General features: G+C 52.0%; 17 protein-coding genes. All 17 read left to right on the top strand.

Translation table 11 applies throughout. From position 1 onward, the window contains the following. The 17 genes from J7619_RS03005 (at window position 1) to J7619_RS02925 (ending at window position 24,329) form a co-directional block, all read left to right on the top strand. Window positions 1-1,479: a RagB/SusD family nutrient uptake outer membrane protein gene (locus J7619_RS03005; RefSeq protein WP_291193802.1), complete on the top strand. Its 1,479-nt coding sequence runs from the start codon at window positions 1-3 to the stop codon at window positions 1,477-1,479. A gap of 84 nt (window positions 1,480-1,563) precedes the next feature. Continuing rightward, a complete protein-coding gene (locus J7619_RS03000; protein ID WP_291193799.1) occupies window positions 1,564-3,210 on the top strand; it encodes an amidohydrolase in 1,647 nt (548 codons plus the stop codon). Between the two features lie 93 nt (window positions 3,211-3,303). Further along, window positions 3,304-4,896: an amidohydrolase gene (locus J7619_RS02995; protein ID WP_291196453.1), complete on the top strand. Its 1,593-nt coding sequence runs from the start codon at window positions 3,304-3,306 to the stop codon at window positions 4,894-4,896. A 471-nt stretch (window positions 4,897-5,367) separates the two neighbouring features. Then, window positions 5,368-6,036: an ABC transporter ATP-binding protein gene (locus tag J7619_RS02990; RefSeq protein WP_291193796.1), complete on the top strand. Its 669-nt coding sequence runs from the start codon at window positions 5,368-5,370 to the stop codon at window positions 6,034-6,036. Further along, window positions 6,002-7,165 (top strand): FtsX-like permease family protein, encoded by a 1,164-nt coding sequence (locus J7619_RS02985; protein WP_291193793.1) that lies wholly within the window; start codon window positions 6,002-6,004, stop codon window positions 7,163-7,165. Before J7619_RS02990 ends, J7619_RS02985 begins: the two co-directional genes overlap by 35 nt. Before the next feature lies 1 nt (window position 7,166). Further along, window positions 7,167-7,613: a hypothetical protein gene (locus tag J7619_RS02980; protein ID WP_291193791.1), complete on the top strand. Its 447-nt coding sequence runs from the start codon at window positions 7,167-7,169 to the stop codon at window positions 7,611-7,613. 32 nt (window positions 7,614-7,645) lie between these two features. After that, window positions 7,646-10,192, top strand: a complete 2,547-nt coding sequence (locus J7619_RS02975; protein ID WP_291193788.1) for a zinc-dependent metalloprotease — start codon at window positions 7,646-7,648, stop codon at window positions 10,190-10,192. 357 nt (window positions 10,193-10,549) lie between these two features. Then, window positions 10,550-10,756: a hypothetical protein gene (locus J7619_RS02970; RefSeq protein WP_291193785.1), complete on the top strand. Its 207-nt coding sequence runs from the start codon at window positions 10,550-10,552 to the stop codon at window positions 10,754-10,756. A gap of 381 nt (window positions 10,757-11,137) precedes the next feature. Continuing rightward, complete coding sequence (locus J7619_RS02965) at window positions 11,138-12,451, top strand: HAMP domain-containing sensor histidine kinase (RefSeq protein ID WP_291193782.1); 1,314 nt, start codon at window positions 11,138-11,140, stop codon at window positions 12,449-12,451. Between the two features lie 83 nt (window positions 12,452-12,534). Then, a complete protein-coding gene (locus J7619_RS02960; RefSeq protein WP_291193779.1) occupies window positions 12,535-13,185 on the top strand; it encodes a response regulator transcription factor in 651 nt (216 codons plus the stop codon). 462 nt (window positions 13,186-13,647) lie between these two features. Then, complete coding sequence (locus J7619_RS02955) at window positions 13,648-16,617, top strand: DUF2723 domain-containing protein (RefSeq protein ID WP_291193777.1); 2,970 nt, start codon at window positions 13,648-13,650, stop codon at window positions 16,615-16,617. 176 nt (window positions 16,618-16,793) lie between these two features. After that, window positions 16,794-18,722 carry a CotH kinase family protein gene (locus tag J7619_RS02950; protein ID WP_291193773.1) on the top strand — a complete coding sequence of 643 codons (1,929 nt, stop codon included), beginning with the start codon at window positions 16,794-16,796 and terminating at the stop codon, window positions 18,720-18,722. 202 nt (window positions 18,723-18,924) lie between these two features. After that, window positions 18,925-20,184 (top strand): ankyrin repeat domain-containing protein, encoded by a 1,260-nt coding sequence (locus J7619_RS02945; RefSeq protein ID WP_291193770.1) that lies wholly within the window; start codon window positions 18,925-18,927, stop codon window positions 20,182-20,184. Between the two features lie 215 nt (window positions 20,185-20,399). Then, window positions 20,400-22,268: a T9SS type A sorting domain-containing protein gene (locus J7619_RS02940; protein ID WP_291193767.1), complete on the top strand. Its 1,869-nt coding sequence runs from the start codon at window positions 20,400-20,402 to the stop codon at window positions 22,266-22,268. After that, entirely contained in the window at window positions 22,265-22,864 is a 600-nt protein-coding gene (locus J7619_RS02935) for a hypothetical protein (RefSeq protein ID WP_291193765.1), read from the top strand. Before J7619_RS02940 ends, J7619_RS02935 begins: the two co-directional genes overlap by 4 nt. A 137-nt stretch (window positions 22,865-23,001) precedes the next feature. Further along, window positions 23,002-23,601, top strand: a complete 600-nt coding sequence (locus tag J7619_RS02930; RefSeq protein ID WP_291193762.1) for a hypothetical protein — start codon at window positions 23,002-23,004, stop codon at window positions 23,599-23,601. A gap of 107 nt (window positions 23,602-23,708) precedes the next feature. Next, complete coding sequence (locus J7619_RS02925) at window positions 23,709-24,329, top strand: hypothetical protein (protein ID WP_291193759.1); 621 nt, start codon at window positions 23,709-23,711, stop codon at window positions 24,327-24,329. Window positions 24,330-24,333 lie beyond the last annotated feature (4 nt).

Raw genomic sequence — 24,333 nt, 5'->3', positions numbered from 1 at the left:
ATGAAAAATAGACTTAAAAACACTCCTATGAAGCCTGTGAATACCATGATGTTCCGGCTGGCCTGCATGGCATTGCCTATGATGGGCCTCATGACCTCTTGCGATGAAAAGGAACTGCTGAACCCCGTACCCAACATTGCCTTGCAGGATGCGTATATTTTCGATACCCCGGCCAGGGTACTGGGACAAGTGAATGGCTTGTATGGCGCCATGAAAAACGGTGGCCTGTACGGCGGGCGTTATCTGATGCTGGCGGACATCCGTGGCGAAGAGTTTATCAACCGCACCCAGAACGTATTCACAGGTTATGACGCCTGGAGCCATACCGTCACTTCCGGTTCCAACGATGCTTCTTCGGCCTGGGGCACGTCGTACACCGCCATTAACTCGGCGAACCTACTGATCGACGGCCTGCCGCTGCACCCCGATGTAGTGGATGCGGCGACTGCCGCCCAATACATTGCAGAAGCTAAGTTTGTGCGTGCATTCTGCTATTTCGGCCTGATTACCCGTTATGCGCAGCCCTATGCGAAGGATAAAGGCGCCTCGCCGGGGATCCCGTTGCGGCTGAAAGGCGAGAGTACACCCGCGAACAACGACCTGGCCCGCAGCACGGTAGCGGAAGTATATGCCCAAATCCTGAAAGATCTCGATGAAGCTGAGACAGGCCTGCCCGTCAATTATTCGACTGCGCTGCTGAACACCACCCGCGCCCATAAAAATACGGTCATTGCCCTGAAAACGAGGGTGTACCTGACTATGGGCGATTACGCCAAAACGGCGACGGAAGCGAAGAAGATCGTATCGGACGCGGCGCCGTTCAGCGCTCCGTCGGGCGTGAAGCACCAGTTGCAGCCGAACATTACTACCGTGTTTTTTACGGATTATACAACCAGCGAGTCGATCTTTTCGATGCCGATGACCGCCCTGAACCTGGTGAGCGGCCAGAATTCGCTGGCCTACGAGTATAATCTCAATTTAGAATACAACCTGAACCCGACGGGCATTCTGGGCGAGCCTTCCTGGGCGGCTACTGACGTCCGGAAAACGGCATTCACGCGGGTAGCAGGCGGGCTTACGTATTTGAAAAAGTACAATCAGACCAACCCGACGATCGATTATGTGCCGCTGCTGCGCTATTCGGAAGTGCTGCTGAATTATGCCGAGGCGCTTGCCAAAACCGGTGACCTCGCCAAATCGGTTGAATTACTGAAAGCGGTGCGCACGCGCTCGGATGCCGCCTATGCATTCCCGGCAGCGGACGTTGCGACGGCCGATGCGTTGGTGAAAACGATCTGGCTCGAACGGCGCATCGAATTCCTGGGAGAAGGCCTGCGCTCGAACGACTTGCTGCGTAACCTGCTCACCATTCCGGCCAAAGGCAGCGGCGGACTTTCCGCTCCGTCCATCGCGCCCACACAGCCCGAGTACATTTTCCCGATTCCCAATGCCGAGTTGTCAACCAATAAACTGATTTAGTACCGCGCCTTCGACTCCGCTCAGGCTGACAATGCTTGTGTCAGGCTGAGCGGAGTCGAAGCCCGGTGCGAAAACGATCATCCTATGAAAAGATACAAGTGTATACTAAACCATCTCGCAGCAATCATGCTGCTCCCCGGCCTCGCGAGCGCACAGGTAAAACTCACCCCTGCTAAAATCGACGCGCTCAAAACCGAGCTCGCGAAAGACATCGACGGCCGGAAGAAATTCACCCAGGAAATGGTGGACATGATTTTCAGCTTTGGCGAACTGGGCTTTCAGGAAGTGGAAACCTCCAAATACCTGACAGATATTCTGCAAAAGAACGGATTTACCATTGAACAGGGCATTTCGGGTATTCCCACTGCCTGGACGGCCAAATGGGGATCGGGAAAACCGGTGATCGCCGTTGGCAGCGATATCGACTGCATTCCTAAGGCATCCCAGAAACCGGGCGTCGCTTACCACGATCCGATTATCGAGGGCGCGCCTGGTCACGGCGAAGGCCATAACTCGGGTCAGCCGCTGAATGTGACCGCGGTACTGGCTTTGAAAAAAATTATGGAACGTGAAAAAATCCCCGGTACCATTATGCTCTGGCCGGGTGTGGCGGAGGAGCAGCTTGCTACCAAGGCCTATTTCGTCCGCGACGGTTATTTCAAAGATGTCGATGCATGCATTTTTACGCACGTAAGCAGCAACCTGGGCACCTCTTACGGTGATGGCGGTGGCAATGGCATGATATCGGTCCGCTTCGATTTCGAAGGGCAGGCTTCGCACGCAGGCGGCGCGCCCTGGCGCGGGAAGAGCGCATTGGACGCGGTGGAGCTGATGAATATCGGCTGGAACTATCACCGCGAGCACATGGAAACCACCCAACGTTCGCACTACGTGATCACCGACGGCGGCGATCAGCCCAATGTGGTGCCTTCCAAGGCGTCGGTATGGTACTATTTCCGTGAGCGTAGCTACCCGAAAATCACGCAGATGTATAAGGACGGTATCCGCATTGCCGAAGCCGCCGCGAAAATGACTGAAACCAAAATGACCTATGAAGTGCTCGGCAGCGCATGGCCGGGACACATGAACCAGCCGATCGCCGAGGCGATGTATGAGAATATCAAAAGCGTAGGCTTGCCGCAATGGAGTGAAGAGGATCAGAAACTCGCCCGTGCATTGCAAAAAGAAGTGGGAAGTCCCGCCATCGGTTTCGGAGGAGAGAAGGCGAACGATGGATTGAGCACTTCCCTCAGCCAGTTGAGGAAACCGATGGCGACCGCGTCCTCGGGTGGGGGAGGGTCAGACGATATCGCCGATATTTCCTGGAATTTGCCGACAATTGTCTTGGGGTACCCGGCCAATATTCCCGGACTACCCGGCCACCATTGGGCTAATGCGATTGCCATGGCGACGCCCATCGCGCATAAGGGAGTTACAGCGGGCGCCAAGGCCGAGGCGATGGCCTTGCTCGACCTTTTTGTAAAACCTGAAATCCTGACCAATGCCTGGAAGTATTTCAACGAAGTACAAACCAAGGATACCAAATACACGGCCCTTATTTCTAAAACCGACAAACCGGCTGTCCATCTCAATAAAAAGATCATGGAAGAATTCCGGCCGGAGATGAAGAAATACTATTACGATCCCGCCAAATATCCGACCTACCTCGAACAGTTAGGTATTAAATACCCGACGGTACGGGTGGAAGGTAGTTCAGGTACAGGTAAATAGGTTAATACTTAAACGTTTCCAGCTATGCTTTTAAAAACAAATGGGTTGTTCCGGAAAATGCGGCATTGGGGAATGGGCTGTGCAGCAGGTACGATGATGGCTTTGCCGATGAAAACCTCGGCACAGGTCAAAATGAACCCCGCTAAAATCGATGCGCTGAAAACGGAAATGGCCAAAGAAATCGACAGCCAGCAGAAGTTCACCCAGGAAATGGTCGATATGGTGTTCAGCTTCGGAGAGCTGGGGTTTCAGGAAGTGGAGACGTCGAAGTACCTGACGGACATTTTAAAGAAAAACGGATTTACGATCGAGCAGGGCATTGCGGGTATTCCTACGGCCTGGACGGCGAAATGGGGTTCCGGGAAACCGCTTATCGCCGTCGGCAGCGATATTGATTGCATTCCCAAAGCATCCCAGAAACCGGGTGTGGCCTACCACGACCCGATCATCGAAGGTGCCCCGGGGCACGGTGAGGGCCATAACTCCGGCCAGCCGCTGAACATTACCGCCGTGCTCGCACTGAAGAAAGTCATGGAACGCGAAAAGATACCGGGTACTATTATGCTATGGCCCGGTGTGGCGGAGGAGCAGTTGGGTACCAAGGCCTATTACGTCCGCGATGGATTTTTCAAAGGCGTGGATGCCTGCATTTTCACCCACGTAGCCAACAACCTCTCGGTTTCGTATGGCGACGGCGGCAATAACGGCATGGTGTCGGTGCAATTCAACTTCGAAGGGCAAGCCTCGCATGCGGGTGCGGCGCCCTGGCGCGGAAAGAGCGCACTCGACGCCGTGGAGCTGATGAATATCGGCTGGAACTTTCACCGGGAGCATATGGAACCCACCCAACGGTCGCATTACGTGATCAAGGACGGTGGCGACCAGCCCAATGTGGTGCCTTCCAAAGCGTCGGTGTGGTATTATTTCCGGGAAAGGACATACCCGAAAATCACGCAGATGTTCAAGGATGGTATCCGGATTGCCGAAGGCGCAGCGCAGATGACCGAGACGAAAATGGCCTACGAGGTACTGGGTAGCGCCTGGCCGGGGCATTTCAACCAGGCTATTGCGGAGACGATGTATGAAAACATCAAGCGGGTAGGCCTGCCGAAATGGTCGGAAGATGACCAGATCCTGGCCAAAGCGGCGCAAAAAGAAATGCAAAACCCGGAAGGCGGGGCGCTGGAAACGAACGGCCTGGCTACCACATTGAGCCAGCTTTCGAAACCATCGGCCACACCCAACACTGGCGGCGGTGGTTCCGACGACATCGCCGACATTTCGTGGAACCTCCCGACGGTAGTGTTACGCTATCCGGCTAACATTCCCGGTCTGCCGGGCCACCACTGGGCCAACGCGATTGCTATGGCGACGCCCATTGCACACAAGGGCGTTACAGCGGGGGCCAAAGTGGAGGCTATGACCTTGCTGGACCTCCTGGTGAAGCCGGAAGTGCTGCGTTATGCCTGGGATTATTACAATAATGTGCAGACCAAGGACGTCAAATACAAAGCGCTGATTTCGGATACCGACAAGCCGGCGATCCATCTCAACGAAAAGATCATGTCCGAATTCCGCCCGGAAATGAAGAAATACTATTATGACCCGACGAAATATGCCACATACCTCGAACAGCTGGGAATTAAGTATCCCACGGTGCGCGAGGCGGCCGGGACGGGGAAGTAGCGGGGCGTTTTGGTCGGGTGTTGCCACAGATTGCCAAGTGTTGCCACAGATTGCCAAGTGTTGTCAGGGATTGTCAAGTGTTGTTAGGGATTGTCAGGTGTTGTTGGGATTGTCGAGTGTTGTTAGGGATTGTCAGGTGTTGTCAAGTGTAGCCACGGAGTGGCTCCCTGTTTATAGCAAAACGGCAACAATATGAATGACAGACTCCGGTAGGAGTCGCCCGATTTCCGGCCAAGGCGGCTCCTGCCGGAGCCCGGGAATCGCGGTTTAATACGACGTTCCTATAAACAGGTCGCTCCTCCGGAGCCCATACCTGAATACAATAGACCCAACCTGACTATACTTGATTAAAACTGATCACGCCTTACCAAACCTGACTACTCATCACCAAAACCTGACTAAACCTGACAACACCTGACCAAACCTGACTACAATTGCCCAATCCGACTGTATCTGACAAAACCCGACCAAATGCTCCAAACCACCAACCTAACCAGAACTTTCGCTAACGGCCTGACGCTGCGCTTTCCCGACTGGACTGTCGAGACGGGCGGGCAATGGCTGTTAACAGGTGAATCGGGGAGCGGGAAAACGACGTTACTGCACATGCTGGGCGGTTTGCTGAAACCTTCGGAAGGGCAGGTAATGGTGGATGTTACGGACTTGTACGCCCTGCCCGCGCGTGCGCTCGACCGCTTTCGCGGCCAGCATATCGGCATCGTTTTTCAGCAGCCGCATTTGATCCGTAGCATGACGGTGGAAGAAAACCTGGAACTCGCACAAAGCCTGGCCGGGGTGCCCCGGGATATGCTGCGAATCCGCGAGGTGCTGGATGTGCTGGATATGGATCACAAAAGGCGGAGCTACCCACAGGAACTCAGCCAGGGCCAGGCGCAACGCGCAGGCATTGCCCGGGCGCTTGTGAACCGGCCTGCGTTGCTGCTGGCAGATGAGCCCACGAGTAGCCTGGATAACCGGAATGCGGATGCTGTGATCAGGCTGCTGTCCGACCTGGCGGAATCGCAAGGTTCCACGCTAGTCATTTCCACCCACGACGATCGGGTGAAGGAGGCTTTTTTCAAGGAATTTATGTTGGAACTACGCTATGAACGCATTTCAAATCAGCTGGAAAAATCTTAAAGCCAACCGGCTGACGCTCGCATTGAACTTGCTGCTGATCGCATTTGGGACAGGGATGCTGGCGATGCTCCTGGTGGGTATGAGGCAGGTGGGAGAGCGGCTGCGCGATAATGCCCGGGGAGTAGACCTGGTGGCAGGTGCAAAAGGGAGTCCGTTGCAACTGATTTTGAGCAGTATTTACTTTATTGACTTTCCCACCGGCAACATCAGCGAGGAAAACGCGCATTGGCTGGCCGTTCATCCGATGGTGAAAAAGGCCGTGCCGCTTGCATTAGGCGATAACTACGCCGGGTTTCGCATTGTGGGGACCGATACGGGCTATGTGAGTCTGCATGCGCTGGAACTCGCGGCGGGGCGTTTCTGGACGAAACCGTTTGAAATCGTGATCGGGGCGGATGTAGCGCAGGCGCAGGGGGTGAAGGTCGGTGATCGCATTTACGGTTCGCACGGGCTGGCATCGGACGAAGATATTCACGATGACCATGCCTACACGGTCACGGGGATATTGAAAAAGAAGGGGAATGCTGCGGACAACCTGGTGCTTACCAGTCTCGAAAGCGTCTGGGAAATGCACGGAGCGGGCGGTCCGCGCGAAATCACTTGCATGCTCCTGCAATACCGGTCGAGAATGGCGATGGTGGCATTGCCGGGGTTGATCAACCGCTCGACGGCCATGCAGGCGGCTTCTCCGGCAAAGGAAAGCGCGCGGCTGTTTGCGTTGATCGGAGTCGGTGTAGATGCGATACGCTGGTTTGCCGTGGCGTTGATGGCGCTGGCGGGTGTGAGCGTTTTCGTGAGCCTTTACGATTCGTTGCGCGAGCGTGTGTACGATCTCGCGGTGATGCGCGTGATGGGTGCGTCGCGAGGGGCAATTTTTGCCATGATCCTGCTGGAAGGTACATTACTGACCATTTTGGGTTCCCTTGCCGGGATATTGCTCGGCCACGGTGCACTGCATGCCATTGGGCATTGGCAGGGATCGCCCCAGGCGCGGGTGGACGGTCTCGTGTTTTTGCCGGAAGAAGGCTGGCTGCTTGTCGTGAGCCTGCTCATCGGGTTCGTGGCCGCATTATTGCCCGCCATACAAGCCTACCGGACCGATATTTCTGAAACCATGTCGAAAATTTGAAATGAATTTTAAACAAAAATGGCTTTTGTTGATTTTCTTGCTAGCGGGATATGCTGCTACGGCCCAACCGCCGGCACATATTCCGCTGATGAACGACACCTGGAAGCTCATCGCGCAACGTACCTACAAGAAGAACGCCGATTTTAAGATGGTCCCTGCGTTTCCGGCACGGCTGGAAGCATTGCAGAACAAGGCTGTCGAACTGCCGGGCTACATGATCCCGATCAATGCCGACCTGAACCACAAGGAGTTTATGCTCGCCGTGGTGCCGATGGACCAATGCCCGTATTGCGGGCAGGGCGACATTCCGTCGATGGTGGAGGTCAAAATGGTGAAGGAGCTCGGCTATACCGACAAGCCGGTGAAGATCAGGGGGAAACTGGTCCTGAACAAGACGGGCGACTATCGGTCGGAAGTGTTCCTGCTTCAAGCGGAGCAGGTAAAGTAGTATTTGAATCATTCATCCATAACCCGAATCCTATGAAGTTGAGATTCTATGCATTGGCTGTTCTGCTGACGGCCGGTACCCTCGGTTTTGCACAAAATCAAGGCGGAGCCGCCGGCCAGCGGACCGCTACGCCAATTGCGAGCATTGGTGCCGCTACACAGGGCATGAAGAAGTACGAAGGCTTTTTTAATTTTTATTATGATGAAAAAACGGGCAGGGTACTGCTCGAAGTGGATAAGCTCGACAGGGAGTTTCTCTATTTCGCATCGCTTTCGGAAGGCGTTGGAAATGGCGGGCCCGAACGCGGGCAGGCCTCTTCGGCGCTGGCCAAATTCATCAAAGTCGGCCCGAAAGTGCTGCTCGTAGAACCGGTAACGAACTACCGGGCCATTACGCAGAATGCGGACGAGCAAAAAGCGGTAGAAAACGCATTCGCCAAATCGGTGATCTGGGGCTTTGCGCCGGTGGCCGTGGAAGGCGAAAAGGTGCTTGTGGACCTGACGCCGTTCATTATCCGCGATAGCCAGAATATCGCTGCGCGCCTGGGCGTGCGGCGTGTGAGCGGGCCTGTGAGCGTGGCGCAGCCGAGCGGTGGCGGTGGTACCTACCGGTTGGACGAATCCCGCTCGGTGGTGTACCTGGAAAACACCAGGAACTTTCCCAAAAACACAGAATTCGAAGCGATGATCACGTTCACCGGCGGTTCGCCGAATGTGAACCGTTTCGGGGGCGGTGGCAGTAGCCTGGCGCCCGATCCCGGCGCGGTGACGATCAATATGCACCAGTCTTTCGTGGAATTGCCCGACGGCAATTATAAGCCCCGGCGTTTCGATCCGCGATCTGCATTCGGGATGTTCAGCTACATGGATTTTTCGGCGCCGATGACTGAGCCGATTGTGAAACGGTTCATCCGCAGGCATCGTTTGGAAAAGAAAAATCCGGGTAATGCGCCGAGCGAGGCGGTGGAGCCTATTGTGTATTACATCGACCGCGGTGCGCCGGAGCCGGTGAAAACCGCACTGATCGAAGGCGGGGCATACTGGAACGAGGCGTTCGAAGCAGCCGGTTTCAAAAATGCATTTCAGGTGAAGGAGTTGCCGGCAGGTGCCGATCCGATGGACATCCGCTATAATGTGGTGAACTGGATCAACCGCACCGGCGCGCCACGCGGGTTTTCATCCGGCGCTTCGTATATCGATCCCCGGACGGGCGAGATCATCAAGGGTGTGGTAACGCTCGGCTCCGACCGCCATCGCCAGGATTACCTCATTGCCGAAGGTCTTTTGCAACCTTATGAAGACGGCAAGAAAACGACCAATGCCATGCAGGAACTCGCGCTTGCGCGCGTGAGACAGCTTTCTGCCCACGAAATAGGGCATACGCTCGGTTTTAATCACAATTTCGCCGCCAGCCCGAAAGACCGCGGCTCGGTGATGGATTACCCGTTTCCGAGATTTTCCCTGAAAGCGGATGGAACAGTCGATATTTCGGATTCTTATGCGAAAGGCATTGGTGCCTGGGACAAGCGCGCGGTGATGTGGGGCTATACAGAGTTTCCCAAGGGGGCCGACGAGGAGGCCGGACTTGAAAAAATTATGCAGGAAACGCTGAAACAAGGCTTTTTGTACATTCCGGATATCGGTGGTAATGCGCACCCGACGTCGCATCAGTGGGACGATGGCGCCAACCCGATCGACCAGATGACGAATATCATGAAGGTACGGAGAAAGGTCCTGGACAATTTCTCCGAAAAGGCCATTCAAAAGGGCGAACCAATGGCGACCATCGAAGAAGTGCTGGTGCCGATCTATCTGCTTCACCGTTATCAGGTGGAAGCCGTAGCGAAGTCGGTGGGAGGCTTGTATTTTACCCATGCCGTGAAAAACGACGGCCAGGTGACGACGCGGATGGTGGAGCCTAAGGAGCAATGGCGTGCCCTGGAATCGCTGCTGGGCACGATTACACCGGATGCGCTGGCATTGCCGGACGCGCTGATCGCCAAGATTCCGCCGCGCCCGAGCGGTTATCCGGCCAGCCTGGAAACTTTCACCGGCCACACCGGCCCGACATTCGATCCTATTGCGGCTGCCGAAACGGCTGCCGGTACCACGCTTTCGTACCTGCTCAATCCCGAACGGGCCGCGCGCCTGATCGAGTACAATGCCCGCGACGCAAAGCAACCCGGACTAATGCCGGTGATTGACAGGCTCTTTGAAAAAACCTGGAAATCGTCCCCGCTGGACGGCTACAAGGGCGAACTGCAAACGCTGGTCAACAATCTTTCACTGAAATACCTGCTCATGCTCGCCGCCGACTCCAAAGCGCCGGAAAATGTGCGTGGCGAGGCGTTGCTGAAAGTAGGGGAGCTAAGCGACTGGCTGAAAGGGCAACTCGCCGCGGCCGCCCCCAAGCAAAAGGCGAATATGCTGTTTGCATTGGCACAGATCGACGAGTTCGGCAAAAATCCGGTCAAGTTTGAGGCCGGTTCGGTGCTCGACATGCCTCCCGGTGCGCCGATTATGGGACATATGGATTTTATGGGGTGCTCACAGACGCATTCCGATGCTATTTCGGAGTGAAATCGGCAGGCGGGGAACACTGGTTTTGTTTCCCGCCTGACCTCCCGCACTGCTTTCCGGCGGGTTAATATCCTGTTCCTGAACTCAGCTACAAGCTGGTATCGTAAACCCTATAAGCTTCCGGTAGCGTGCCTTGGGTAGTGCTTTGTAGTAAAAATTTAGTGGCCACTGAAGGGATTTGATAGGCCGGTTTCGTCCCCCCATCGAGGGCTCTTTACACCCTAGAATTCAGCGTTCTCACCCCAAAACCGGAAACGGATCGGCGGGAAAGGATTATGTTTGCACAGTGATACGAAAATCGCACACTTGATTGAGTATCAGAATAATTCTTTATTTGTAAAAACACAAAATCCTCTCATGAAGACGCAAAGCAAATATTTGGAAGAGATCAACAGGCTTCTGGCTGATTATCTTCTCGAAATCGAAAAATCAGATTTGAAACCTCTGTCAGCCCAGGTCTATCAGGTGCAATCTAAAAATTTTGTAAGATGGATTAACGGGGACTTTACACCAGGCGAAGTGAAGAAGTCCAAGAAACAAGCGCAGGACAAGCCGGGCAAGTAAAACCAGGTACGCGTAACCCACAAGTCGTTATTTACTACGTTCCTCTTTCATCATCATTCGGGCCACGGGCTCAACCAGATTACCCCATTAAAACATTGATAAACAAAACACCTTCTCGGTAGAACCGGAAGGTGTAAGTTATACTCAACGTTTATTAACGTACTTCATACGTTCAAATCCAGGGATCCTGCACACAGCACCGCAATCATTCATATGCAGGAATTTACAAATGTAGCATCACCCCCAAAAAGCCATTGTAGATTGCCATTGTTTTGCTTGTGGCAATTTCTCTACAATATCTGTTGCGTATTTTAGGTAGATTTGGATCTTATCGCATCGTCCGACCCCGAAGACGAACGGCGGTTTAGAAAACGTTAATACATGATCCGATCGATTCTGGAATGGCCTGTCCGAAAACAGTTACTAGGTGAAACGAGTATCCTTAACCGGGCGCGCATCAAAGTACTTTCTTACGCACTTAACCTGAAAATTCTTACCACCACGCTGCTGCTGATTTTCTACCAGTTGGAGCATTACCGTTTACAGGCAATACGGGCCGCCATCTTGCTGGGGATCGTGGTGATTTACTACATCGCGGTGGCGAGTGGTTTCCAATGGCGCAAAGCCGCCCACGCGGCCATGCTGATCTTTATGGTCATTATCTGGACCAACCTGTATTACTTTCAGAAGGGGTTCGACCTGGTGACGCTGCAATACCTTGTGGTGGTGACTGTGGCTGCCTTCTACGGCCTCGGCAACCGCTGGGGTGTCATTTACTCCACGCTCGCCGTGGTACCGTTCATTGCGTATGTGCTGCTGGGGCATCATTTGGCAGGATATATTTCCTGGGGGCCACAGGGCTCGGGCAGAATCACGATTGCCATACAGCTTTTTCAGAATTTTACCCTGATCGTGCTGATCAACTACTTTTTTTTCAGTTCGTTCTATGATACGATCAGTGATCTGGACGCGAAGACGGTCGAGTTGCGGTCGAGTCTCGAATACCTGGAAGATTCCCGGATGAAGCTGGAAAGGGAATACACGCATCAGAAACACCTGATCGCGAGTATTTCGCATGATATCAAAAGCCCGTTGCGTTTTCTGATGACCACCACCGGCCGCCTTGCGCGCAACCACCCCGACCTAACGACGGTGCGGGCGATCAGCCAGTCGAGCTACCGGCTGTATCATTTCATGAAAAACCTGCTGGAATATACCGAGTTCCGTTACAAGAACACGAACGTCCATTTTACCTATCTCGATGTGAATGAAATGGTGGAGCAAAAGTTTGCCATTTTTATGCAAGATGCGGAGGTGAATGCCAACCGGTTTGTGAACGCGGTTACGCCGGGCGTAATCATTAAAAACAACGCACAGCTGGTGAGTATTATCCTGCATAACCTGATCGATAATGCGAATAAGGCAACCAACGGAGGCACGATCAGCGTTACTTATCAGGATTTTCGCGAAGAGCTGCACCTGATCGTGAACGACACCGGGCCGGGGATGGAAAATAGGGTAAGCGACTGGATCAACAGCGAAGCGAAGCAGCTCCCTGCGGATGAAAATACGTCCCAGAACTTCGGAATGGGGCTATTGATCGTCAAAGAGATCAGTACGCTCATACGCGCGCGCCTGCATGTGAAGCCCAACCAGCCTGTCGGAACTTCCGTTCACATTATTTTTTCGAAATAATTTAGGCGTAGTCAATTTTCTACACAGAATTTCATTTATATTAAACTACTTTTAAAACTGATTTGAAGTAACGGTATCATTGAATGAAAACAGTTTTGCTGGTAGAAGACCATTCCATTGTGCGAATGGGCGTTAAATTGTTAATTGAAGATTTTTTACCCTCGGTAACGGTTATCGAGGCAGCTACTTTTAGTGAAACACTCAAACTTCTCCAATCCAGATTCTTTGATCTTGTTATTCTGGATATCAAAATTCCGGGCGGTGAGGCTTTTAATATGATCGGCAGGATCCGCGACATTCAGAACAAGGTGAAAATCCTGATCTTTTCGTCGCAGGATGAAGAATTGTACGCTATTCATTATGTAAAGGCCGGTGCGAACGGCTATTTGCCCAAAGATACCTCCAACGAAGAACTGGAAAAGGCGATTACTTCGGTGCTCGCGGGCGGGACTTACATCAGTAACATCATCCAGGACCAGCTCGTCAACAATACACTTCTCGAACGCGAGAGCAAAGAAAGCCCGCTGGAAATTCTCTCGAACCGCGAGCTCGAAATTATGGATATGCTGCTCACCGGCAAATGGACGAAAGACATCGCGATCGATCTCAATATCAAGGAAAGTACGGTGTCGACCTACAAGGCCAGGATCTTCGAAAAACTCGAAGTAACGAACATTCTGGAGTTGTTTAAAAAGGTGGAAATATACAAGCGACGCAAGACCGGATTCAACTGAGTAAATCGTTGATTGAAGTTGTACTATGTAAGCGTAGAAGTGCTACTAAATGCCGTCGATATATTAGTAAACTACAATTAAAGTCAGGCTACTTACCATTTCATTTTGAATATTTACTTTTACTGATGGAACTGCAACAGGCATGTCGCAGGGCTTAGACCTCTATCATAAAAAGTTGTTATTTAGAATGGAAAGATCGGTAAAACTTTCAAAATCAGCTGAATTGCCGTTTCTGTGTGGTGTTATCATTACCATTACCGCGGGTGCGATACTCTGGAGCTCTCTTATTTATGGCATTTCCCTGCTTTTCTAGTGCAAGCTGGCGAGTGATGCGCGCGTGGTGTTAAATAAAGTTAAAGCCTCATTATCAGCTATTTTTATTAACTTTTTTTAAGATCGCCCGTTTCATGCAAGCGTATCATGTTGAATAGTTTTGGTCCTTCATCCAAAACACCTTCAAACATGATATCCTTAAAGAAATGGAACGATCTGGCGGGGTGGACCGTACTGGCCGTCAGCTTCATTACCTATGTCCTGACGATGGAGCGGACCGCCAGCTTCTGGGACTGTGGAGAGTTCATCGCCTGCGCATTCAAATTACAGGTGCCGCACCCGCCGGGCGCACCGCTTTTCCTGCTTATCGGGCGGCTATTTGCTTTACTGGCGCTCGGTGACGTTATGCGGGTGGCCTATTGGGTCAATATGGTTTCTGTGCTGAGCAGCGCGTTCACCATCTTTTTTCTCTTCAAAACCATCAGTTTGATCGCATGGAAACTGGTAGGCAAGAAACCTGAGGACGGCACCACAGCGGACGTATTGCTGGTAACGGGGGCGGCGGTCGTGGGCGCGCTCGCGTACGCATGGTCGGATTCTTTCTGGTTCTCTGCGGTGGAAGCCGAGGTGTACGGTTTGTCGTCGTTTTTTACCGCGATAGTCATCTGGGCGGTGTTTAAGTGGGAAGCCATCGAGGACCCCGCCGCCGGCAACCGCTGGCTGATCCTGACGGCCTATCTGGTAGGTCTTTCTATCGGTGTTCACTTGCTGAACCTCGTGACCATACCGGCGCTGGCGTTGGTGTACTATTTTAAAAAATATCCGAAACCCGGCTTTTTGGGGGCTTCCATAGCCTTTCTGTCCGGCCTTTTGATTCTGGGTATTATCAATGCCGGCATTATTCCCGGGTTGCCTGAGCTTGCCGGGAAGTTCGAGATCTTCTTCGTCAACTCGTTGGGGTTGCCTTACAACACGGGTATCGCGTTTTTTACAGTCCTTTTTCTGGGCGGGCTTGTTTGGGGAATATGGTATTCGCACCGTACCCACCGTGCATTGTTGAACACCGGCCTGCTCTCGCTTGCGTTTATTCTCATAGGTTATGCATCGTACGCGCTCGTACTGGTGCGGTCGGGGTACAACACGCCGATTAATGAGAACAATCCCAGCGACGTGCTGCGGTTTGTATATTACCTCAAAAGGGAGCAGTACGAAAGCCGGCCGCTGCTATATGGCCCTTCATTCGTTTCGAGGCCTGTTAGCCAAAAGCGTGGAGCACCGGTCTATGCCAAGAAGGACGGTAAATACGTATTGATCGATTACAAACCGGTGTACGAATATGAGCCGGGCAGCAAAATGCTGTTACCGAGGATGCACAGCTCCAATCCGGGGCATCCGCAATTGTACCAGCAAATGACGGGCCTGGCCGAGGGGCAGAAGCCCACCATGCGGCAGAACCTGTCTTACCTGTTTTCACATCAGCTCGGGCATATGTACTGGCGTTACTTCCTGTGGAATTTTGTCGGGCGCGAAAGCGACCGGGAGGGCGCGGGCATTCTGATGCCCTGGCAAACCAGTCAATCGTTTCCGAAAAGCATCGGGCATAACCGCGGGCATAACAACTTCCTGATGCTGCCGTTTCTGCTGGGTATTGCGGGTATTATCTATATGTATTATCACCGCCGGAAGGACCTGCTCGTTCTCGGTTTTCTGTTCGTCCTCACAGGCGTTGCCCTGGTGATCTATCTCAATTCCCCGCCTAGCGAGCCGCGCGAGCGCGATTACATTTACGTGGGTTCGTTCTATATTTTCTGTATGTGGATCGGCCTGGGCGTTATGGCAGCGGCTAAGTTCCTCGAAAAGGTTATCCAGAAGCCGGCATTGCGGGCCGGAGTCGCGGGGCTGGCTTGTTTTTCGGTGCCGGCGATCATGGTAGCAAGAGGCTGGGACAATCATGATAGGACGGACCGGTACCATTCGGTGGACTTTGCCCGTAACCTGCTCAATTCCTGCGCGCCGAACGCGATCCTTTTTACCGGTGGCGATAACGACACCTTTCCATTGTGGTATGTACAGGAGGTGGAGGGCTTCCGCACCGACGTGCGCGTGTGTGTGCAGACGTTCCTTGGCGCGGATTGGTACATCGAACAATTGAAGAGAAAGATCAACCGGTCGGATGCACTACCGCTGTCACTGGACTCGGGTAATTACCAGTTGGGAAAAAATGAATACCTGCCGTTTTATGAAATTCCTTCTGTCAAAGGGGGCATTAACCTGAAAGAATACCTCGAACTGATCCGCCAGGATAACAAGGCGATCCAGGTGCCACTTACGAGCGGCGATATGACCTCGATCCTGCCGTCGGCGACGTTGTTCCTGCCGGTAGATACGAGAGCGGTCAGGAATATGAATATTGTCAAAACCGAGCTGACGCCCTATCTGAGTGATTCCATGAGTTGGAAAATAGGGGAAACGGATTTGCTGAAAGGCGACCTGGTCATGCTCGACATTATTGCGAGCAACAACTGGAAACGGCCGGTATATTTCTCTTCGACAATGGGGTCGTCGCACAACCTCGGTTTGCAGGAATATCTCCAGCTCGAAGGATATGCCTATCGCCTGCTGCCGGTACGGGTCGCCGGCGCGTCGGACGGTTATGTCAACTCGGACATCATGTACGACAATATGATGAACAAAATGCATTGGCGGGAAACCAGCAATCCCGAAGTGTACTATGACGACACCTACCGCGGATCGCCGGTGATTACGGCGAGGCTGTCATTCCTGCGCCTCGCGCAGCAGCTTATTGCGGAGAACAGGATCGACAAGGCGCGCAAGGTAGTGGACAAGGCAATGGCCGTCATGCCCGACGACAGCATTCCGTATGATCAGATTTCCGCGGGTTTTATCGGGGCGTTGTTTGATGTGGGAGAAAACGAAAAGGCATTGGATTCCGCACGCGCGATGGCCATTCGCTCTGACGAGAACCTTTCGTGGATCAGGGAGAAGGACAACGGGCGCAGCCGCGATGTGAATACCGATCTTTTTATCCTGCAAAGTATCGTCCGTGAATGCCGGAGGGCGAAGCAGGAGAAAGAAGCCGACCGTTTTGAGGCGATTTTTAAGAAACACCTGGTCGCGTTCAATATATACGGAGGATAAGGTTTTTTGGGCAAGGTCAGTACACTTAAGTAACCGTTTAGTAGAAACTTTACTGCCTCAGTGTGAAGCGATTATTAACTTTTTATATTTATATATTAATAAATTGTTAAGTTAATCGACGTTCGTTTATGGCCTCAATTCTACACTCGTTCCGGCTTCATTGCACCGGCTGCTTAATGCTGATACTTTACAGTATGGCCGGCCTTGCCCAAACCTCTATCACGTCCAATCTGCCCATCGTAGTGATCAATACAAATGGGGTTGTTATCGAGAATGACAACAAGATCACCGCGTCATTCAAGATCACCGCACCGGACGGCGGTGGTATTCACTCGTTCGATATGAACTCCGGCTCGAACGTGTTCCAGTTCGAAAGCAACATAGGTATCGAGATCCGTGGAAACACATCCATTTTCTGGGATAAGAAATCTTACAGTGTCGAAATCAGGGACGTCGGCGGTAATGGCGTGGACGCTTCGCTGCTGGGGATGCCCGCCGAGTCGGACTGGGTACTGAATGCCTGCTACGGGGATAAGTCGTTCATCCGCGATGTGTTTGCGCACGAAATGTACACGCGTACGGGCCGCTACTCGCCGCGCACGCGTTATGTGGAGGTTTTCAAGAATGAAATCGGCGGAATGTCCTACCACGGGGTGTATATCCTGATGGAGAAAGTCAAACGGAATTCGAATCGTATCAACATCAAAAAGCTTTCCGAAACAGACACCGACCCCGCGAAAATCAACGGAGGTTACCTGTTGCAGGTCGCGGAGGATGAAGACCTGAAATGGACGTCCGCTTTCGCGGGAAACAATGCACCCGCGCAGCCGCACCCTTTTTTCCATGTCGAATATCCCAAGCTGCACAACTACACCAATATCGCCAACCGGGATTTGCAATTCAATTACATCAAAAATCACATCGATAATTTCGAGCAGATATTGGCAGGGCCGAACTTCAAGGACGCTACCATTGGCTACCGGCCGCTCCTCGACGAAGATGCGGCGATCGATTACCTGCTGTTACAGGAAATCACTAAGAACTCCGACAACTGGCGGGCAAGTACGTTCCTGTATAAACAACGGGAAGACGAGGGCGGCCAGATCGTGATGGGCGCTCCCTGGGATTTCGACAAATCGATGGGGAACCAGCAGTGGTGCTACGAGCTTTCGGTGTTGCCGACCGGCTCGTGGGCCTGGCAATTCAATATCTATTGCCCGGATCGGCCGCCAATGACTATTTTCTGGCCTGCGCGCCTGCTTACCGATTGTTATTTCAAAGGCAAACTGATGGGGCGCTATCAGCAACTCCGGCAGACACAATGGAGCGATGCATCCATCTCCGCGTTTATCGATCAGAAACAGGCCGAATTGACCGCCCAGAATGCCATGCAACGTAACTTTTCGAAGTGGAATATCCTGGAAACCGCCGTGATGTTCAACGAGCATTACACGTTGCCCGGTAATACTTATGCCAAGGAGGTGCAATACCTGAAAACCTGGCTGCTCGACCATCTGGCCTGGATGGACGCCAACATCACCTCCATTTCAACGGAAGATTGCGCGATACTTCCCGTTACGTTCAAGGAACTGGAATTGAAAGAGGTGGAGCAATCGGCTGTTCGCGTGGGTTGGTCTACTTCCGAAGAGGTCCGCAACGATTACTTTGAAGTGGAGCGGAGTGCCGACGCACGCCATTTTAAAGCTTTGGGTAAAGTGAAGGGAAAGGGCGACACATCTATGGAACAGCATTATGACTTCCTGGATACCGCACCGCTTCCGGGAATTTCCTATTACCGAATCCGCCAGGTAGATACCGACGGCACGGTCAGTTTCTCGTCGATGAAGTCCATCACAAGGTCGGGGAACGAGGCGGCCATTGTGTTTCCGAACCCGGCTGGCGAGCGTGTTGTCCTTAGAAACATCCAGCCCGGCGCAATCATCCTGATTCGCGATAACAGCGGACGGACGGTGAAGCGTACCACCGCAACCGGGAAGCATGTGGAAGTGGCGACGAACGCGTTGCCGCTTGGTCATTATGTGATCACGGTCACAGGGTCCGACGGGAAGGTTGAGACCCAAAAACACCTGACTGTGGACCGGTAGACCGAAAAGTGCTCCGGGGTGATTCAGCGAATCGGGGGCTGACAAAGACAATCCGGAAAGGCACTGGTCTACTTGAAATGACCGGTGCTTTTCTGATTTTGAATACATCGAAGAAATGCAAATACGGTCAGTAACCGGATTTTGTATTTTATTCAAAAACATACTAATTGTCTTATGTTTCAGCTGCTACCAAACCGAACTTATGAACACGACCGATATCATCCCGCTCACCACCGATCCGGCCCCTGAGTACTACGAAAAACAAGCCGCCGCGCTGGCGGATGCCTGCCGGTCTGTCCATAAGGATTCTGCCAAACATATACGGAAATACCATCCCGAACCGGAGCGATTAACGCAGCTGAACCGCCCGGATACCAATTTCGGCCTTGATGATGCCCGCGTTGTGATAGCCCGGGAGCATGGTTTTGTGGATTGGCCGGCATTTCTACGGCACATCGCCGATCTGAAAGAGCCCGGGTCGCAGGTCGCGAAATTCGAACAGGCTGTGGACGCGGTCGTACAGGGCGATCTGCCCGTACTGCAATCCCTTTTGGAAGAGAACCCTGCCATCGTGCACGAGCGCTCGTCGCGGGGGCACAAGGCTACGTTGCTGCATTATATTGCGGCCAACGGGACGGAGAATTTCAGGCAGGTAACCCCGCACAATGGGCTCGACATTGCCGAAACGTTGCTTGCTGCCGGTGCGGTACCCGACGCGCTGGCGGACACCTATGGTAGCCAATGGGGGACGACACTGGAATTGCTCGTGTCGAGCGTCCATCCGTCAAAGGCAGGCTTGCAAGCCGCCCTGGCGGAAAAATTGCTTGATTATGGCGCGGCAATAAACGGTGTTCGCGACGACTGCGGTCCCCTGGTAACGGCCATTTATTTTCATTATCCCCAATCGGCGGAGGTGCTGGTGGAGAGAGGGGCCAGGGTCGACAATGTGGTGACCGCCGCTGCGATGGGGAAAACGACGCAGCTCGCTGGCTACCTCGGCGACGACGGCAAGCTGAAAGCCGGTACGCCCCTGGCGCGTGTGGAATGGCTGAAAATCGCGCCGACGCCCGAGGCCAATCTTGCGCTTGCATTTGTATGGGCGGCTATGCTCAACCGCGTGGAGACTGTTCATTTCCTGCTTGAAAAAGGCGTAAGCCCGGCTTCCAAAGACCACCGTGACTGGACTGCATTGCATTGGGCCGGCTACTTCGGCTATCCCGAAGTGGTAGACTTGCTGCTCTCCCGCAAAGCCCCGCTTGAAGCGCGCAATGAGTTTGGTGGTACCGTACTGGACCAGACGCTCTGGGCCACCGCCCACGAGGGCGCCCGTGAACACCACATCGAAGTAGTGCAAAAGCTTGTTGACGCCGGGGCTAAAATACACACCTGGTGGCTGCTCGCCGATCTGCACCCGCCGTTGCAGGAAAATGTGGCGAAGATTTTGCAGGAAAAAGTGTCATAAAAAGAGAAATGACGTTGCTTGGTAATTCATCCCGGTTACTTGATCATCGGCGTTCCCTTCCCAATTGATTTGAAAAAAATATCCATTTAATTCGAAGCACCATGGCCGGTGTACAGCCGGCCGCCCCTGGTCGGGCACCTACCTACTCCGTTCCTGTCGTGGCTTGCCACGGACCCATTCGATCAGTTTTTTCAGGAACTTAAACAGGTATGCCTATGGACTTTTTTCGGATTAATGGTGATGTATTGCGTTCCCGCTTTTTTGCGGTTTGGCTGGGCTGCATAGCCATGGCGGGCACCTCATTCACAAGCGCACGCGCGCAGGAAGCACGCACGGATCTTCTTTTACCGGATACACCGGACTACGCAAGTCTTTCTGAAAACGGGAAGCATTTATTCGACGGCCTGACTAACAACGGACAGTACCGCGGCGAAACGATCATTGTGCGAATGCGGCCGATTGCAGAAGTATTGTACAATAATCGCTTGCAAATCACGATTCCGGGCCGCGCCGAAGCGTATGACGTGCACGTTAAAACCATCGAGTACTCCGACGACAAGAATTACAAGGTTTACGGAACGGTAGGGGAAAGTCTGCTGTCGGTACTGCTTACATCCCGTAATGGCATGAAAGGCGGGATCATCCAGGGACCGGAGCGATCGTACGAAATCTGCGACCTCGGCGACGACGGTCAGCTTTTACTGGGACATGAGAACGACGCCGGTAAAGCGAACTTTTGCGCCTCAGGAATTGGTTCTGCCATTCAACAAATCCAACCTGAGCCCGATCCGGACAAAAGCGGAAGAAAACCGGGTGATAATGCGAAGATCGAGCCGTGCATAAATGGTATTCGCGTGCTTTTTTTGTATGGAAACAATGTAAGCCCAGTCTCCGCTACTAACCATGCCTATAATACCCTGGATGTTTTCAATCAAACCGTAACGAATAGTGGGGTTACTAGTACTGCTTATGTACAACTGGCGGGGGTTGTGCAGACGACGTTTACGACAAAGAATTATAAAATATATGAGGACGTACTAGCTCTCAGTAACACGGCCTCCGTTCAAAATTTGTGCAATCAGTACAAGGCTGATTTGGTGCTCTTGTTTATTTGGGAGCCTCATGATGATGCCGGAGGAGTGCCCGATCCAACAATTTATCACCATCCAAACAGCAGTAGAAGTTTCGCAATGGTTGTCTTGTCAAGTCCTAACATTCCTGTGATTGGGGCTCATGAGCTAAGTCATTTGTTCGGATGCAACCATGAGAATGAAAACTTCGGATTGCCTTACGCGCAAGGATATATATTCTCGGGTTTCAATACGTTGGTGGCGACAGGAACTGCGCCGGGAAGCAAAATACTTTATTACTCTAATCCGAACAAAACCTTTGCAGGATCTCCAATGGGTGATGCTACACATAACAATGCGAAGGTGGTGACGGACAAATCACCGATCGTTAAGGCATTGAGGCCGGAACCGAATGTTCTGAACGGATGGATCTCCGGGCCGACCAGCGGATATGAGTATCAGGTTTATACCTATGAGGCCATCGCAAAATGCGGGAGTCCGCCTTATACCTATCAGTGGAAGGAATCAACGGATGGTATCAACTATTCGGGTAACGGTACCGGGGAGTTTTACAATGTTGGGCTGTACCACAACGGCAATCATCTCTTTTACCTGAAATTGAAAATCACATCCGCGGACGGGCAGGTGGTAGAGCACTGGGCGCAAATCTGGGTGAACGACGATCCTAATGGAGGATATCGCAAGGGGCAAAAGGAGAATGATTCACTTCACACTGAAAGCGGTGACGTAGTGTTGCGACCTAATCCCACATCCGGCCGTGTGGAGCTTATTTTCAATGCTGAAAGGGACATGAAAGTTGAAGTGGACTTGGCAGATCTGAATGGGCGGGCACCTATGCAAGACCTGTCTTTCCAATGCACAACTGGGCGAAATGTGATTGCGCTCGATCTGGCGGGGAAGGGGCTGGCATCAGGCATATACGTGGTTACCGCTCGCGGCGGTAGCCGGGTTATTCGAAAAAAGGTTATATACCAACCCGCAATGAAGCCATGAAAGGATACAGTTATCTATTAATAACGTTGCTTTCTGTCCTGCTATCATGTGAAAAGCAACCACCTTTGATTCCAGGGATGGTGAACCAATTGGTCACCGGTGAGGTGAATGGAATGCCTTTTACAACCGGAATGACGGTTCAAAATGGTGCCATCGTAAGAACGGATCTTTGTGAAAATGATGTGATAGGGATGGGTTTGGTTAGAAAAATTGAGGAAGATGAATATCAGATTGCGTATCTGAATTATTTCCATGCTAAGCCGGGTAATTACCGGCTGACTGACAGCACGGTTAGCCATCGTAAAAGTGCTTCATGCACTTTAGATTCAATCAGTGCCAGCTTAGATTTTAAGTCTTTTCCAGGAGACGATGTGACGATGGACACTTACAGGCTTCTTGAGGGCCCGTGGAACTACTTCAAAATCTTGTACTACGACCCCAAGAAGAACGAGATTCAGGGGCAATTCGCCGCAAAATTTGTGCGGATCAACAAACGTCAGCGGGCGGAGGCAGCGGTGGATACAATTACCTATACAAATGGCAAGTTCGTCGTATCCAACATATATGTCCAGGAAGTTTTCACCGAACCGCGATAGGGCATTATTTGAAACAACTGCCAGTCGTCCGGTTGGTTCCGGGCGGCTGGCGGTTACATCTTCGGAAACGTTACCATCCAAATCCGGCACCAAGTCGCTTTGCGGCCTGCTGAACGGGAATAAACTGCGTCAAAACGATGAAACGATACAACTATATATTGATACTATTGCTCTCCGGCCTGCTGTCCTGTGAAAAGCATCCGCCCTTGAACCCAAGAATGGTGAACCAGTTTATTACTGGTGAAGTCAATGGTGTTCCTTTTAAGTCGGCAATGACGGTAGAAATGGGTGCATATGTGAACCAGGAATGGTGCGACAAAGTCGTGATAGACATGGGACTGATCAGAAAAATCAGCGAGGAAGAATATCAGGTGATCACTTTGAATTATTTCCATGCTAAACCAGGTAATTATGTGCCAACCGATACTATTGTTAGACACAAGAAAAATGCTGTATGCTCTTTGGATTCAATCAACATCAGTTCATACTTCCAGTCTTTTCCCGGGAACGATGTGTCGATGGATACTTATAGGCTGGTGGAAGGTCCGTGGAACTACTTCAAGGTTTTGTATTATGATCCTGATAAGAATGAGGTCCAGGGGCAATTCGCCGCAAAATTTGTACGGATCAATAAACACCAGCGGGCGAAGGAAGCAGCGGATACGATCACTTACACCAATGGCAAGTTCACCGTATCAAACATGTACGTGCTCGAAGTTTTCACCGAACCGCGATAGCATTTAATTGCTGCAACAACCGCCGCGCGGAGTGATCCCTGCGGCGGCTACTTGTATTCTCCATCATCATAATTCAAACCAACCGTATAGCCTTAAACGGTAATCATATGAAAACAGCCATTAAAGCTATGAAACGATACAGTTATATACTCATGCTATTGCTCTCCGGCCTGTTGTCCTGTGAAAAACAGCCACCTGTGGACCCGCATATGGTAAATCAGGTGTTTATGGGCGAAGTAAATGGTGTGCCTTTTAAAACCGGGATGACGGTTTGGAATGGTGCTATCGTGAGCAAGACTTTTTGCGAGAATGATGTAGTAGCTTTGGCTTTGGCCAGAAAAATTGAGGAAGATGAATATCAGATTGTGTATCTGAATTTTTTTCACGCCAAGCCAGGTAATTATACGCTGACTGACAGTACGGTTAGCCATTGTAAGAATACCCTGTGCACTTTGGATTCGATTAGTGCTCACGCTCGTTTCACGACCTATCCCGGGGACGATGCATCCATGAATAGTTACAGGCTCCTGGAAGGCCCATGGAACTACTTCAAGGTTTTGTATTATGATGCTGATAAGAACGAGATCCAGGGCCAATTCGCGGCAAAGTTTGTGCGGATCAACAAACATCAGTGGGCGGAGGCAGCGGTGGATACAATTACCTATACCAATAGCAAGTTCATCGTCTCGAACATATATGTCCAGGAAGTTTTCACCGAGCCGCGATAGCAGC

This window comes from Dyadobacter sp., from assembly GCF_017744695.1.
Taxonomy (GTDB): Bacteria; Bacteroidota; Bacteroidia; order Cytophagales; family Spirosomataceae; genus Dyadobacter.
The sequence above is the reverse complement of the archived record's forward strand: the minus strand, read 5'-3'. Positions and strand labels throughout refer to the sequence as shown.